General features: G+C 48.2%; 12 protein-coding genes and 2 tRNA genes. 5 read left to right on the plus strand and 9 right to left on the minus strand.

Going from position 1 to position 15,714, the window contains the following annotated elements:
- Positions 1-188: 188 nt before the first annotated feature.
- The 8 genes from NW212_RS11815 to NW212_RS11850 form a co-directional block, all read right to left on the minus strand.
- Entirely contained in the window at positions 189-1,022 is an 834-nt protein-coding gene (locus NW212_RS11815) for a hypothetical protein (protein WP_258338847.1), read from the minus strand.
- Between the two features lie 38 nt (positions 1,023-1,060).
- Positions 1,061-1,711 carry an NAD(P)-dependent oxidoreductase gene (locus tag NW212_RS11820; RefSeq protein WP_258338848.1) on the minus strand — a complete coding sequence of 217 codons (651 nt, stop codon included), beginning with the start codon at positions 1,709-1,711 and terminating at the stop codon, positions 1,061-1,063.
- A 314-nt stretch (positions 1,712-2,025) separates the two neighbouring features.
- Positions 2,026-3,300 (minus strand): HAMP domain-containing sensor histidine kinase, encoded by a 1,275-nt coding sequence (locus tag NW212_RS11825; protein ID WP_258338849.1) that lies wholly within the window; start codon positions 3,298-3,300, stop codon positions 2,026-2,028.
- Positions 3,297-3,974: a response regulator transcription factor gene (locus tag NW212_RS11830; protein WP_258338850.1), complete on the minus strand. Its 678-nt coding sequence runs from the start codon at positions 3,972-3,974 to the stop codon at positions 3,297-3,299. The genes NW212_RS11825 and NW212_RS11830 overlap by 4 nt, the downstream gene beginning before the upstream one ends.
- Positions 3,975-4,134: 160 nt before the next feature.
- On the minus strand, positions 4,135-6,702 hold the full coding sequence (gene glgP, locus NW212_RS11835; protein ID WP_258338851.1) for an alpha-glucan family phosphorylase: 2,568 nt from the start codon (positions 6,700-6,702) through the stop codon (positions 4,135-4,137).
- A 28-nt stretch (positions 6,703-6,730) separates the two neighbouring features.
- Positions 6,731-8,404: a glycogen/starch synthase gene (locus NW212_RS11840; protein WP_258338852.1), complete on the minus strand. Its 1,674-nt coding sequence runs from the start codon at positions 8,402-8,404 to the stop codon at positions 6,731-6,733.
- A gap of 256 nt (positions 8,405-8,660) precedes the next feature.
- Entirely contained in the window at positions 8,661-9,329 is a 669-nt protein-coding gene (locus NW212_RS11845; protein ID WP_258338853.1) for a bifunctional 4-hydroxy-2-oxoglutarate aldolase/2-dehydro-3-deoxy-phosphogluconate aldolase, read from the minus strand.
- 32 nt (positions 9,330-9,361) lie between these two features.
- The gene (locus NW212_RS11850) at positions 9,362-10,384 is read right to left on the minus strand and encodes a sugar kinase (RefSeq protein ID WP_258338854.1); all 1,023 of its coding nucleotides are present in this window, start codon (positions 10,382-10,384) and stop codon (positions 9,362-9,364) included.
- 175 nt (positions 10,385-10,559) lie between these two features.
- On the opposite strand from NW212_RS11850, the gene NW212_RS11855 reads away from it, so the two are divergent.
- From NW212_RS11855 to NW212_RS11875, 5 genes are all read left to right on the plus strand, one after another.
- The gene (locus NW212_RS11855) at positions 10,560-11,660 is read left to right on the plus strand and encodes a substrate-binding domain-containing protein (RefSeq protein ID WP_375337988.1); all 1,101 of its coding nucleotides are present in this window, start codon (positions 10,560-10,562) and stop codon (positions 11,658-11,660) included.
- A gap of 53 nt (positions 11,661-11,713) precedes the next feature.
- Positions 11,714-13,018: a Na+/H+ antiporter NhaC family protein gene (locus tag NW212_RS11860; RefSeq protein ID WP_258338855.1), complete on the plus strand. Its 1,305-nt coding sequence runs from the start codon at positions 11,714-11,716 to the stop codon at positions 13,016-13,018.
- Positions 13,019-13,100: 82 nt separating this feature from the next.
- Positions 13,101-13,174, plus strand: a tRNA-Arg gene (locus NW212_RS11865).
- Between the two features lie 38 nt (positions 13,175-13,212).
- A tRNA-Arg gene (locus NW212_RS11870) sits at positions 13,213-13,286 on the plus strand.
- 96 nt (positions 13,287-13,382) lie between these two features.
- A complete protein-coding gene (locus tag NW212_RS11875) occupies positions 13,383-14,540 on the plus strand; it encodes a serine hydrolase (RefSeq protein ID WP_258338856.1) in 1,158 nt (385 codons plus the stop codon).
- A 3-nt stretch (positions 14,541-14,543) separates the two neighbouring features.
- Here NW212_RS11875 and NW212_RS11880 read toward each other — a convergent pair whose 3' ends face one another.
- Complete coding sequence (locus NW212_RS11880; RefSeq protein ID WP_258338857.1) at positions 14,544-15,710, minus strand: MalY/PatB family protein; 1,167 nt, start codon at positions 15,708-15,710, stop codon at positions 14,544-14,546.
- Positions 15,711-15,714 lie beyond the last annotated feature (4 nt).

Here is a 15,714-nt window from a genome sequence, read left to right on the forward strand (position 1 = left end):
AACGGAAATGCCTCAAAAACTCATCCCAAATCAGCACACGATAAATTCAAAACAGTTTCTAAGAATAAGCGATTCACAAGCTTTCTTCAATAATGCGGACAATGTCACTGCTGCCAGAGGAGGATGTGTCAGAATAAGAAATGACTGTCAAAAAGCCATGCCATGCTGACACATCCGCTGTGCCTTTGTCATTTGTAAAGAGCCTTGCCCAGATCTTCCAGTCCGGCTTCTCCCGGCAGTCCCGGATAAGCTTTCTTCATACCCTCCACAAAGTCATGTGCAGTGCCGTTTGCGCCGAACACCTCTTTCATTTTCTTCAGATAAGCGATCTTGAACTCTGCCGCATCACGTTTTGCCGCACCGCCGTGTCCGCCAATAAACAGTTCCGCTCCGGAGTTCATCGCCTTTTCTGCTTCTGCGATTTCAGCATCGATTGCTGCCGGAGAAGAAACCTGCAGGTGGCTGACATGCGCCTTTGCCGGAGCCCAGTGCGTATAATAAGCCTTGCCGCCTATCAGGATACTTGCGCCGGGAAAATCCATTGCTGCACCGTGCCCGAACGCAAAAGTCACTCCTGCCCATGTCTGCTCCGTGCCGAAAGCCACTTCCGAAGCCTTGCCCGTAGGCATATCAGTCAGTGCATCGCCGAAAGCCTGTGCAAAGCCTTTCATCATGCCGCTGTAAATCTCTCCCTTCGTAAATTCGGGCATACCCTGAGCCATCACCACATCATGACTGCCGGTCCCTCCCACGTGATAGTCCGTAATGCGTTTCTCAACCATCTTGCCCAGGTTCGACAAATAAGAGTCAAATTCATGCACATTCTCCTTAAACAGAGGCTGTTCCATTGTCACAAGCGCATCCTTGCCCTCGATGATATAGCTTGCATCACCCAACGCATCGTTGGTGTAATACACATGCAGTTGGAAATTGCCAAAGTCATGCACCTCGAAACGTCCTTTTTCCTGTGCCACAACTGCAACTGCCAAAAGATTGAACAAAATAAATAATGCCTTTTTCATTGTTTTCTGCCTTTTTATGATAATACCAAGTTTACTTGTCAATACCCGATAGTGAACCGTTCGCAGTGGTGCTTCGGTGTTTCCAGTTCATCCACCATTGCCACCGCATAGTCTTCCACAGAGATGCGGCTGTTACCGTTTTCGTCTACGATAAGGTCGTCCTTGCCCAAACGGAATTTCCCTGTCCGCTGTCCCGGCAACAATGTCCCTGCAGGTGAGAAGAACACCCAGTCGATGTCTTTCTCGTTTATCAGCGTGTTCAGATAGAACTCTCCGAGCGATTTCACACCGCCCATGATGGCATCGGGAATTGCGCCGGAATCGACCACACGAAGTCCTGGAGCGCAGAACAGCGTGCCTGCACCGCCTACGCACAGCAGCCTCTTTACTCCCGACTGCTTGGCCGCCTTCAGAATCAGCGGATAATTGCGCAAGGTATCTTCGTAGATATTCGGATTTGTCCAGCCGGGATTGTATGCGCTGATAACGGCATCCCTGCCTTTGCAGGTTTCAGACAACGCCTCCGTATCAGTTACATCGGCCTTTACAACTGCCAAGTTGGGATTTGATACGCCAATCTTTTCGGGGTTGCGCACCACCGCTGTTACTTTGTGGCCTCTCGCCAACAACTCGTTCAGGATGGCGGTTCCAACGAATCCGCTCGCTCCAATCAATGTTACATTTTTCATAATCCTACATATTAAAAAACTTATTACTTACTAAAAGAGCCTTTGTTTCTTTTGCATTGCAAATGTAGGGATAGTTTCTTGATCCCACAAGAAGTCACTTGATAGTCAGATACTTACCTAAAAGTAACGACTGTTGGGTATGAGCCACTTACTGACAGAATTATTTTAAAAAAAGTTTCTTGCTGCCTGAAAGGAATTTGCTTAGCTCTGCAGAGTGGACGGAATAATCCAATAAGAACAGCACACTGATGAGCTGGAGAAAAGAGCAAGCGAACACAAACTCGCTGCCCTCCCCTGCCATTAACCCAGGCGTTCTAATTCATGGAAACAGAGAAAACATGCATGCCGCCCTGAAAGGCGTAAGTTATTTGCAGGTCGTATGCATTGCAGATTGACTTGACCAGCGCAAGCCCCAGTCCTGTAGATCCCTCCCTCGCAGAGTTTCCTTTATAAAAACGTTCGAAAATCCGCTTTCCGTCAAGCGGGGCGTCACCCGTATCAGCTATCTCAAACGATGAAGACGTGAAACGGACCGAAATCTCCCCTCCTTCCTTTCCATGTACAAAAGCATTCTTCAGCAGGTTAGTCACCAGCACTGTAGCCAGCGATTCGCTCATTTCCAGGCGGAAACACCCCTGCTCGTCTACGTTCACCCGAATCCGACGGTAGGAGTACGCTTCCTTATAATCCTCCAGATACGACTCAAACAGCTTATCCAGGCACACCGTACGGACATCGCTGAACTGGCGGTTGTCTATCTTGCAGAGCAGAAGCAACGAACGGTTCAGCCGCGTCAGATTCTCAAGCGTCTGATGCGTCTTCATCAGTTCCGAAAGCTGCTTCTCGTTTAAAGAATCATCTTCCATCATCATCTCCAGCCTGTTCCGGCAGATGGCAAGCGGGGTCTGCATCTCATGCGAAGCGTTGCCGATAAACAGTTTCTGCTGCTCAAACAATTCGTGGCTCCTTTCCGATGCAGAATTGATGGCCTTGTTCAGCTTGCGGAATTCCACAATCGGCAATTTCTCGTCCAGCTTCACGCTCGTATCCCCCAAATGATAGTTCTCCAGCCACTTCAGCAAGTGATAAAGCGGTTTCATGTTGCGGTGGAACACCCATGCGTTCACCGCCAGAATCATCAGGAAAAGCAGGACATACAGAAACACGATCCATCCCAATATCGCACGCTGCAAGTCGAACTTCTCGATGGTAGGCGTATAGACCACCAGTTCCATGAAAGTCCCGTCATCACGCTGGAAGATTGTCATCAGCACACGCGCAGGTTCTTTTTCAGACTTTTCGGTAATATAAACCATCTCATCACGATACGAAATGCGCGGGTAAGCGCGCGCATAGCTTTCGCTCACCTCATACAGAAAATACTGGTTGTTCGATCCGTTGCTGGCATCAGGCATTTCTTCTCCCGACAGCGAACGCACAATCAGCGACTCTGCATAAGTTTCCAGCGAGTCGTCCACTTCATCGTTCACTTCCTCCATCACCGCCAGGTAAAACAGCACGGCCCAGCAAGTGAGAATCACTATCAATGCGGCCGACATGCGCCACATCACGAGATGAAAAAGTTTCATTCTACCACAAATTTATATCCGATACCATACACAGCCTTCAACTCAGGCGTAGCTCCGTTTTCCTTCAGATGTTTGCGCAGATTCTTTATCTGGGCATAGATGAAATCGAAATTGTCCACCTGGTCTATATGGTCGCCCCATACCGCCTCGGCCAATGTGCTCTTGTTGACCAGCCTTCCCGGGCGCGCCATGAAATAGAACAGGATGTCATACTCCTTACGGCTCAGTTCCACTTCCTTTCCGCCAATAATCACCTTGAACTGGTCAGGCATGATTTCGATGTTTCCATACTGCACCTTTCTTTCTCCCTCCCTCATGTTGCGGCGGAACAGACTTTTCAGGCGTGCATGCAGTTCGGCCAGATGATAAGGCTTCGGCAGATAGTCGTCTGCGCCCAGATCAAGTCCCTTCACCTTGTCTTCAAGCGAGTCTTTTGCCGAAAGAATAATGACGTTGGTGCGTTTGCCCATGGCATGAAGCTCGTCAAGCAAGTCGAGCCCCGACCCGTCGGGCAGCATGATATCCAGCAGGATGCAGTCGTAATCATAGTCCTCAATCTTGCGCAAAGCTGTCATATAGTCGGGTGCCTGCGAAACGACATAACGTTCCTTTTCAAGTGAACGTGTAGTGATTTCGCGCAAATCCGCATCGTCTTCTACCAATAGAATTTTCATAGCCTGAGTCAAATTTTGATTTTACAAATATAGTCTTTTCAGACAAATGGAAAAAATTTTTGCTTTCCATTGACAAGAAAGCCGCTGCTTTGCAAAGCAACGGCTTTCTTTCGGTGCCAGAGCATCCGCTCCGGACAAGTGTCATAAATAAAGTATCCGATTATTCGTTGAACCAGCGGACATAGCAGAAGTCCTGACGGTGCGGCATGTCAGCATTCTTCGGGAACATACGGTAAGAAACCTTGAAGCTTCCTGCATTTGACAGGCTGGCCGTCAACTGGAATGTATACAGGTCGCCTTCGTTCTTCACCATTTCCATTGGAGAAACCGAGTAAATATATTCCTTTCCTTCAGCGTTAGTGTAAGTAACCACCATTTCAATGCCGACAGCATCCTTCAGTCCCTTCTCGTCAACCACACAAGTGATGGTGTAGTCTTTTCCACTCTCAACATTGCCCTGACGCAGTTCCTGGTCTTTGCTGAGTGAAACTACCTGAATAGAATCCCATTTGGCCACAACTTCTTCTTTCCATGCAGCCAGTTCCTTAGCCTTGGCAAAGTCGTTGGCAATCAGCTTGCGGTAACGTTCAGCCTCCTTGTTGTAGAACTTCGAGAAATAGTCGTCAAGCTGACGCTTCATTGTGTAGTGCGGAGCAATCTGTGCGATAGAATTCTTGATTGTTCTGATCCATCCTTCAGAGAATCCCTTCTTGTTGCGCGCATAGTACAGCGGAAGAATTTCTGTTTCCAGAATGCTGTAGATTGTTGCAGCATCCAACTGGTCCTGATGTTCCTGATTCTGGTAAGTACGCTTTTCCGTCAACGCCCAGCCTGCACCTTCACGATAACCCTCGAGCCACCATCCGTCGAGTACGGAGAAGTTGATGACACCGTTCATCAGCGCCTTTTCGCCCGATGTTCCGGATGCTTCAAGCGGACGTGTCGGCGTATTCATCCAAATATCAACGCCCGAAACCAGACGGCGGGCAAGCTTCATGTCGTAGTTTTCCAGGAAAATGATCTTTCCGAGGAATTCCGGACGCTTGGAAATCTCAACAATCTTCTTGATCAGTCCCTGACCTGCACCATCGTGCGGATGAGCCTTGCCTGCAAACAGGAACTGAACCGGATAGTCCGGATTGTTGACAATCTTGGCCAGACGGTCCAAGTCGGTGAACAGCAGGTGCGCACGCTTATACGTTGCAAAACGGCGGGCGAAACCGATCAGCAGCGCGTTCGGATTGATCTTGTCCATCAAAGCCACCACGCGCGAAGGATCACCCTGGTTCTTCAGCCAAGAATTGCGGAACTCGTTGCGGATATAGTTGATCAGCTTGTTCTTCAGTGCCACGCGCGTATTCCAGATTTCTTCATCGGGCACATTATAGATGCGTTCCCAAATCTTCGCGTTCGACTGGTCCTTCATGAAGTTCTTGTCGAAGTATTTGCCATAGAGTGCCTTCCACTCAGAAGCGCACCATGTCGGGAAATGCACACCGTTCGTAACATATCCCACGTGGTTTTCTTCGGGGAAATATCCTTTCCAGATACCGGAGAACATCTCCTGTGAAACTTTCCCGTGCAGCCAGCTTACACCGTTCACTTCCTGACAAGTGTTGCATGCGAAAGTAGACATGCAGAAGCGTTCATTCGAATCGCCCGGATTGGTACGTCCCAAATCCATCAGATCCTGCCAGCTGATGCCCATACGTTGCGGATAACCGCCCATATATTTTCCGAACAGACCTTCGTCAAAGTAGTCGTGGCCTGCGGGAACCGGAGTATGCACGGTATACAACGAAGAAGCGCGCACCACTTCGAGTGCTTCGTCAAATGACAGACCGCCTTCTACGTATTCGCACAGACGCTGCACATTGCACAGAGCCGCATGTCCTTCGTTGCAGTGATAGATATCCTTCTTGATACCCAATCGCTTGAGCAGCAGCACACCGCCGATACCCAACAGAATTTCCTGCTTCAGACGGTTTTCCCAGTCACCGCCATACAGCTGGTGAGTGATGGGACGGTCGAACTGGCTGTTCATTTCGTTGTCAGTATCCAGCAAATACAAAGGCACACGTCCTACATTAACTTTCCACACGAATGCGTGTACATAATAGTTAAGATACGGCACATCCAGCACAAGCGGCTGTCCGTTTTCATCGTTCACGCGTTCGATAGGCAGACTTCCGAAGTTCTGCGCTTCATAGTTTGCAATCTGCTGTCCGTCCATAGACAGGCTCTGAGTGAAATATCCGTAACGATACAGGAAGCCTATACCGCACATGTCAACATTGCAGTCGGAAGCCTCTTTCAGGTAGTCGCCGGCCAAAATACCCAGACCGCCGGAATATATTTTCAACACATGGGTCATACCGTACTCCATGCAAAAATAAGCTACAGACGGGCGCGTAGAATCAGGCTTTTCGCTCATATAAGCCTTGAACTTTGCATAAATTTCTTCAATTCTCCCCAATACCTCTTTGTCTACAGACAACGCCTCCAGTTTTTCATAGCTCAGACGTTCCAACAGGGCGACAGGGTTCTGTCCTACCACACTCCACAGTTCCGGATCGAGTTCTTTAAACATTTCAATTGCTTCATCGTTCCATGACCACCAAATGTTGCGGGCCATTTCTTCCAGCATCTTCAATGATTCAGGAATACGAGATTTCACAGTAACCTCTTTCCAAACAGGAGCATTCGCACAATTTGTTTTAATTCTCATATCTCAAAAACTTAAAAAAAATCACAAATCAGTTGTCTTTTCGAGCCAGACGTTCCGTCCTGTTCCGCAGAGCGAAATCGTATGCCTCATAATAATATTTTATAAAATGCTTCCACAAGGCTTTTTCCGCAATATTTTCCGCTTTCTGCCGGATAGCAAGCACATCCTTTCCGTCAAGCGAAGAAAATTCAGAAACCGTATCCTTAATGGCATCGGCCACTTCCGAATAGTTGTAATCGGTGCGGTGGATAACTTTCACGCCGTCTTCCAGCATGCCATAATGTCCTTCAACCGAGTTCACCCACAGTCCGAATCCCGACAAGTCTGTCGTGATGGTCGGCACATGGAAAGCCACGCTTTCAAGCGGCGTATACCCCCACGGCTCATAATAAGAAGCATAGACAGTGAGGTCAAAGCCGATAAGCAAATCATAGTACGGCATATTCACGATACCATCCCTTCCGTCAAGATAACAGGGGACAAAAATCACCTTCACTTTCGTATCGGCCGCATTTGATATGTTCAGATACTTCAGCATGTCCAGCACCTGGTCGTGGCTCATATTGTGAAGCCAATGGGTGATAAACGGCACATGCAGCGGAGTATCAAACTTTTTGTCGCTGGCCAGACGCTCCTTCAAGTCTTCGCGGGCATCTCCCACCCATCCGGGCACATTGATGAATGCAACCACTTCCTTCTTCAGGTTTTTGTCGCGCGTAAGGCGGTTCAGGGCTTCCAGATAGACATTTATACCTTTGTTCTTGAACTCATAGCGTCCGCTGGTTCCCACAATCAGCGCATCCTCACTGATATCAGTACCCAGCAGCTTGTTTGCCAGATTCAGCAGAACCCCGCGTGCCTTCCTGCGCTTTTCGCTGAACGCATCGCCCTTGGGAACGAAATCGTCCTCAAACCCGTTCATCAAAACCACATCAGCAGGCTTGTCAAGCAATTCCTTGCATTCATTATTGGTAATTTCACTTACGGTGGTAAAGCAATCAACATTGTGCGCTGTCTGTTTTTCGATGGAATGTTTCGATTCCATATTCAGTTCGCGCGACATCTGGTCACCGTTGTAAGCAAAAAGATAATCATAGAGAGGCTTGTTGTTGCCGGCGATCGACCTGCCGATGGAAGTGGCATGTGTAGTGAAGATTGTAGCAATCTGCGGCAATGTTTTTCGGATATATAAGGCGCCCAATCCGGTCATCCATTCATGGGCTTGATAAATGACATTGTCTGAAGGCTTCAGGCAGAAACGGTAAAAACTTTCCAGCACTTTTCCTGCGGCATAGGAGAACATCGACGCTTCATCATAGTCACCGTAAGCGTGCAGCGAATCAACATTGAAATCTATCCACGCCTGCGTATAGATATCGTTTTTCTTAGCATAGAAAGGCGTAAAATCAACCAGAATGGCCATCGGTTTGCCGGGAATATTCCAGCGGCCCACTCTCACATTAAGCCCGTCCTTCTCTACCGCATGTTCACGCCATGCCTTCAACAGTTCATCATCAGAAATAAACGAAGGATTATCCTTGCCTTTCCAACAGTCAGGGCCAATAAAAAAAATCCTGTCCGGAAAATCTTCCTGCAAAGTTTTTGCTCGTGTTGACAAGACGGTATAAATACCTCCAACTTTATTACACACTTCCCAACTCGATTCAAAAATGTAATCAGGTTTCAAAAGCTGTTTCATCATCAATTTTTTTTATCCGGCGCAAATGTACAAAAAAACCTTGAATTTGAGCAATTTTTGCTCAAGAAACTACAAAAACTTAATAAGGAGGACCGTTTTTTTTACAAGCCACACACACAGGGCATATCCACAGCAATCCGGCAAACGCAAATCCCGGAAACGTCAGCGCAACAGCAAAACACAAAAGCCCCGCCTTATGCTTTTTCAGGCACAGGCAGAGCTTTTCATTTATACACCTTTAAACAAAATGAATTTTTACTTATTTGCGTGCTTCGGCGATATAGCCAAGAGCCTCCTTACACTTTTCAGTAACGTAAGCCCAGTCTTCTGCAGCCACCTTGTCTTTCGGGAAGAGTTTGGAGCCCATGCCCACACAGAAAACACCCGCCTTAATCCAAGAGGTCAGATTTTCCTGAGTCGGCTCTACTCCGCCGGTAACCATCAGCTTTGACCACGGCATCGGAGCCAGCATACCTTTCACCAGTTTCGGCCCAAGCACATCACCCGGGAAAACCTTGCAAAGGTCGCACCCAAGTTCCTGAGCAAAACCTACTTCTGAAACGCTGCCACATCCCGGAGTGTATGCCACCAGACGACGGTTGCAGACTTTTGCTATTTCAGGGTTGAACAGCGGACCTACCACAAAGTTGGCACCTAGCTGCAAATAAAGGGCAGCCGTAGCCGGATCAACGACAGAGCCGACACCCATCGCCATTTCAGGACATTCCTTGGCAGCAAACTTAACAACTTCAGCAAACACTTCGTGCGCAAAGTCACCGCGGTTGGTGAATTCAAACGCACGGACACCGCCGTCATAACATGCCTTTACAACTTTCTTCGCAACTTCCGCATCCTTGTGATAGAATACGGGAACCATTCCGGTTGAACCGATCTTGTTCAACACAGCTATCTTATCAAATTTTGCCATTTTATTTCCGATTTACAGGATTCATTTATAAATTATCTCTGAACACGTCCGCTTGCATCACCGCCAGCCAAAGCTTCAACTTCCTCAGCAGAAACCAGATTGAAGTCACCGTTGATGGTATGCTTCAAGGCTGATGCCGCAACAGCAAATTCCAAGGCTTCACCCTGATTCGGTTTGGTGAGCAGTCCGTGAATAATACCTCCGGAGAACGAGTCACCGCCTCCTACACGGTCAATAATCGGATTTATATCATAGTGCTTAGACACGTAGAAGTCCTCACCGTTATAAATCATAGCCTTCCAGCCGTTATGCGTTGCGGAGTAAGATTCGCGCAGCGTAGAAATGACATATTTGAATCCGAATTCCTTTGCCATTGCAGTAAAGATACCTTTGTACCCTTCCGCATCGGTCTTTCCGCCTTCAACGTCAGCATCCGGCTTGAATCCCAGACACAGCTCCGCATCCTCTTCGTTGCCGATACAAACGTCCACATACTGCATCAGCGGCTTCATGATAGACTGCGCCTTTTCTTTTGTCCACAGCTTCTTGCGGAAATTCAAATCAACGGAAACAGTTACTCCATGACGCTTCGCAGCCTCACAAGCCAGCCTGGTAAGTTCAGCAGCCTTGTCAGAAATTGCCGGAGTAATGCCCGACCAGTGGAACCAGTCAGCACCTTCCATGATAGCGTCAAAGTCGAAGTCAGAAGGATCAGCCTCAGCGATTGCAGAATGAGCGCGGTCATAAATCACCTTGCTCGGACGCATGGATGCTCCTGTTTCAAGATAATAGATTCCCACACGGTCGCCGCCACGAGCGATGTAATCGGTTTTCACGCCATACTTGCGCAATGCGTTCACTGCGCTCTGCCCGATTTCGTGTTTCGGCAGCTTAGTTACGAAATAAGCGTCGTGTCCATAGTTGGCACAGCTCACAGCCACATTTGCTTCACCACCGCCATAAACAACATCAAAGTTGTCTGACTGAACAAAACGAGTATTGCCCGAAGTAGACAATCTCAACATGATTTCGCCTAAAGTAACAATTTTTCCCATTGTAATTCTTTTTATGCTTGTTGTAAAATTAATGTGTCTTCCAAACACAGCGGACTTCAATTTTATGACAAATCTCCCGTTCTGTGCACGCACACAAAGGTACGATTAATTTTTTAAATACCAAAAAAAGTAATATATTTGTATCGATAATAATTTTTTTTACAAAAAGCTCTTCATGAAGACAAACATAGACAATCAGCAAGAACGGATTCGGATCAAGGACATCGCACGCCTGGCAGGAGTTTCCGTAGGAACAGTAGACCGGGTGCTTCATTCACGCTCCGGCGTATCAGCAGCCAGCCGGGAAAAGGTAGAAGAAATCTTGCAGCAACTTAACTATCAGCCGAATATGTACGCAAGCGCCTTGGCATCAAATAAAAAATACAGGTTTGCCTGCCTCTTTCCGGCGCACGCCGAAGAAGACTACTGGGTAGATGTAGAAAACGGAATGGGCCAGGCCATAACCGCCTTTTCAGACTTCCACGTATCGCTCCAGTCTTTCTGCTACGACCAGTACGAATCCGGATCATTCACAGAAGAGGGAGAAAAAGTGCTGAACGCGCGCCCCGACGGTGTAGTTCTTTCACCCGCCAGCGAAGAAGAAACCAAAGAACTTGCACACAAACTGCGGGAGGCCAATATACCTTATATATTTATAGACTCAAATATTCCCAATCTTTCTCCACTCGCCTTTTTCGGACAACATGCCCAGAAAAGCGGCTACTTTGCAGCACGTATACTTCACCTGCTCGCCATGGGAGCTAATGAAATAGTCGTATTCCGGCTGATTTATGAAGGACGGCTAGGCTCCAACCAGCAGCTCCACCGCGAAAGAGGCTTTTATGAATACATGAAAACATGTTGCCCGGAGATGAAGATAAGGGAACTGAATCTCTATGCGAAACAACCGGAGCAGAACGAAAAACTGATGAATGAGTTTTTCAGCGCCCACCCGGACATCAAGTGCGGCATTACCTTCAATTCAAAAGCGTATATAATCGGCGAATACATGCAAGCATACGGGAAAAAGGACTTTCATCTCATGGGATATGACCTGCTGCGAAGAAATGTCGCATGCCTTCAAAACGGCTATATCGACTTCATTATAGCCCAGCAGCCCACCGTTCAGGGATACGACAGCATCGAATGTCTTTGCAATCATCTGATCCTCAAGAAAAGGGTAAAGAGCTGCAACTACATGCCTATCCACCTGATTTCTGTAGACAACATCGACTTTTACTTCGACACACATGTCTATGACAGTGCGAACGACTGACATTCAGACGGAAAAGTGTTATATTTGCGCGTTCTTAACTACAGATATGGAAAATGGACTATAACAAACTGACCCCTATTGTCAACAAGCCGAGCGCATGGGCCTTAAGCCCGTTAGCGGTATTCTTGTGCATGTACCTTGTCACATCGTTAATAATCAACGACTTCTATAAAGTGCCCATTACCGTCGCTTTCATGGTGGCTTCCATCTACTCAGTGGCAACAACCAAAGGACTGAGTCTGAACGACCGCCTTATCCAATATTCCAGCGGAGCAGCAAACAAAAACATCATGCTCATGATCTGGATTTTCATCATGGCGGGAGCCTTTACCGAGTCGGCCAAAGCAATGGGTGCTATTGACGCCACCGTAAATCTCACCATGCAGCTGCTTCCGGGAAACCTGCTTCTTGCAGGAATCTTTCTTGCATCCTGCTTCATCTCCCTGTCAATCGGAACTTCTGTAGGAACGATCGTCGCACTCGTTCCCGTTGCAGCAGGCATTGCTTCCAAAACGGATGTCAGCGTCGTATTCATGACTGCAATCGTAGTTGGGGGAGCGTTTTTCGGCGACAACCTATCGTTCATTTCCGACACAACCATTGCCGCCACGCGCACTCAGGGCTGCGTAATGCGCGACAAGTTCCGCGTTAATTTCATGATTGCAATACCCGCTGCCCTCGTTGTCTTCATATACTATATTATATACGGCAGCCACATAGAAGTCACCCATCCTGCCAGTCCGGTCGAATGGGTCAAAGTGATTCCATACATTATCGTATTAGGCACTGCCATAACCGGACTGAACGTGATGCTTGTGCTGATTCTCGGAATACTCTCGGCAGGCATCATCGGCATGTGCTATGAAAGCTTCGACGTGTACGGCTGGTTCGGAAGCATGGGACAGGGAATCGTAGGCATGGGAGAACTTATCATCATTACCTTAATGGCAGGAGGCATGCTCGAACTCATACGCTTCAACGGAGGGATAGACTACATCCTGCATAAGCTTACCCGGCATATCAAAAGCAAACGGGGAGCTGAACTGAGCATTGCCGCCCTTGTGAGCCTGGCCAACGTCTGCACCGCCAACAATACCATTGCCATCATTACTGTCGGGCCTCTCGCCAGTGACATTGCCGACGAGTATCATGTGGACAAACGGAAAAGCGCCAGTATCCTTGACACATTCTCGTGCGTGGTGCAGGGCATCATTCCTTACGGAGCACAAATGCTGATAGCGGCCGGACTGACGCAGCTTTCTCCTCTCAGCATCGTCTGTTACCTGTATTATCCGATGGCTTTAGGCATAGCGGCACTGCTCAGCATCCTGCTGCGTTATCCCAAGCGTTACTCCTGAATGCGGCTGCATGATAAAAAAGTCAATCCGTTATTTGTATATCTCGAAAGAAAACTCTACCTTTGCATCCGCAATTGAGGATGGTTCCGTAGCTCAGCTGGATAGAGCAACAGCCTTCTAAGCTGTGGGTCCCGCGTTCGAATCGCGGCGGAATCACTTAAAAGCTTTACAAATATCACACATCACACAAGGATGGTTCCGTAGCTCAGCTGGATAGAGCAACAGCCTTCTAAGCTGTGGGTCCCGCGTTCGAATCGCGGCGGAATCACTTAAAGGATCGGACAATATCTGAAAATAAATCAGATTTGTCCGTTTTTTTGTTGCAATTTCTTATCTTTGGGGCAATGTATAAACATCGCCTTCTATGGACAGGAAACGAAAAAGAATACTTCTATATATCTCTGCGGGAATCCTGCTGGCTGCCGCAATTTATGTCTCACTCCCTTATTACGCACGCCAGGCACTGATTCATCTGATGCCCGTCATCGACGACCTCAACACATTTCATCGTGACACGGTGCATAACACCCCTTCTGCGGTATGGTTCTGGCCCCATACCAACGACTATAACCGTCATCGCCTTTCACCCGAAGATTCCGCTTATCTGGATGAGCTGAAAACTGTAGCCTTTCTCGTTATCCAGCACGACAGTATTGTATTCGAGAGTTACCGGAACGGGTGGAACGACAGCCTTACATCCAACATCTATTCAGCAACAAAGACCATAGTAGGACTTCTTGCCGGAATAGCTCTTGACGAAGGAAAAATCCACAACCTTGACGATCCGGTAAGCACTTACATTCCTCAATACACAAAAGGAAAACAAAAAGAAGTAACAGTCCGCAACCTGCTCACCATGAGTGCCGGGATGGACTGGGACGAATCGTATGCCTCCCTGTTCTCCGTAACGACCCACGGCTATTACGGAAACGACCTGTACAAGCTAGTTACAGAACTGGATGTCAACGAACAACCCGGCATACAATATTCTTACCGGAGCGGCGAAACGCAGTTGCTGGCATTTGTCATCGAAGCCGCCACCGGACAGACGCTCAGCAAATATGCGGAAGAAAAATTATGGAAGCCGATGCAGGCGGAACGCAATGCCTACTGGCTTTTAGACAAGAAAGGCGGTGACGAGAAAGCATTCTGCTGCTTCCATACCACCGCCCGTGACATAGCGCGCCTTGCACGGCTCATGCTCCATCGCGGAAACTGGAACGGTCGGCAGCTTGTTTCGGAAAAGTACTTGAGCGAAGCCATGACTCCCGCATCCTACCTCAAAGACCAATGGGGCAAGGATTCGCTGGACTATTATGGTTTCCAGACATGGATCATGCACTACCGCGGACAGACAAACCCCTATATGCGCGGTATGCTCGGACAATATGCCATAGCCATCCCCTCACACGATGCGATCGTTGTCAGGTTGGGACACAAGCGAAGCGACATATACCGCCGTGAACTTACCACCGACATTATCCGTTACATGGACATCGCGATGAAAATACTCAACCGCTGACAATTACTTGTTATTCTTCACGAAAGCAAGAAAACGGTTCAGACCGTCCGCTACCCTTTCACGCGGACAGGCAAGATTCCAGCGCATGAAGTTATCGCCATCCTTACCATAAATCGCTCCCGCATTCAGCCAGAGCTTTGCTTCCTTCTGAAGCCTTACGCCCAGTTCTTCCGAAGGAATGTGAAGAGCGGAACAGTCCATCCATGCGAGGTAAGTGCCTTCAAGCACCGCCAGCGGAAATTCCGGCAGATTCACTGCACAGAAATCCTTCATGAACTTGTAGTTTTCCCCAATATAGCCTACGAGCTGGTCAAGCCATTCCTCCCCTTCATTGTATGCCGCAATGGTAGCAATTACGCCGAACGGATTCACGTCGCACACTTCGTTGACATTGATGGCACGGTCTATCTTCCGGCGGATTTCATCGTCCGGAGCGATTATATTTGCAATCTGCAGTCCGGCAATGTTGAAAGCCTTGCTTGGAGAAATGCAGGTAACTGAATGCTTCAGGAATTCTTCAGAAATGAAAGCAAACGGCAGATGCTTGTGTCCTGGATAAACCAGCTCGCAATGGATCTCGTCTGAAATGACCAGCACATTGTGACGGATGCAGATTTCGCCCAGCCTTACCAGCTCTTCATGCGTCCACACTCTTCCGGCTGGATTATGAGGATTGCAGAGAACCAGCACTTTGGCGCGCGGGTCTGCCGCCTTGCGCTCCAGATCTTCATAGTCCATACGGTAAGTCTGTCCGGCATAGATAAGCGGATTGCTCAAGATTTCACATCCGTTGTTACGCACCGAAGAAAAGAAACAGTTGTAAACAGGAGTCTGGAGAATCACCTTGTCACCCGGCTCAGTCATAGCCTTGATAATTGCCGAAATAGCCGGAACCACCCCCGAAGTATAAATGAACCAGTCCTTCTTTGTCTTCAAGCCGTGCCGGCGGTCCAACCAGCTGATTACAGCCTGGTAATATTCGTCCGGCACACGGGTATACCCGAAAATGCCGTGAGCCACACGTTTCTGTAATGCTTCCACGATGGCAGGGGCCGTTCGGAAGTCCATATCAGCCACCCACATGGGCAGCATCTCAGAATCGGCAGAAGCATCCCATTTGATACAGTTCGTGTTCCGCCTCGAAATCATTTCATCAAAATTGTATTTCATCTTC

This window comes from Bacteroides sp. ET225 (assembly GCF_024733745.1).
GTDB classification, from domain to species: Bacteria; Bacteroidota; Bacteroidia; order Bacteroidales; family Bacteroidaceae; genus Phocaeicola; species Phocaeicola excrementipullorum.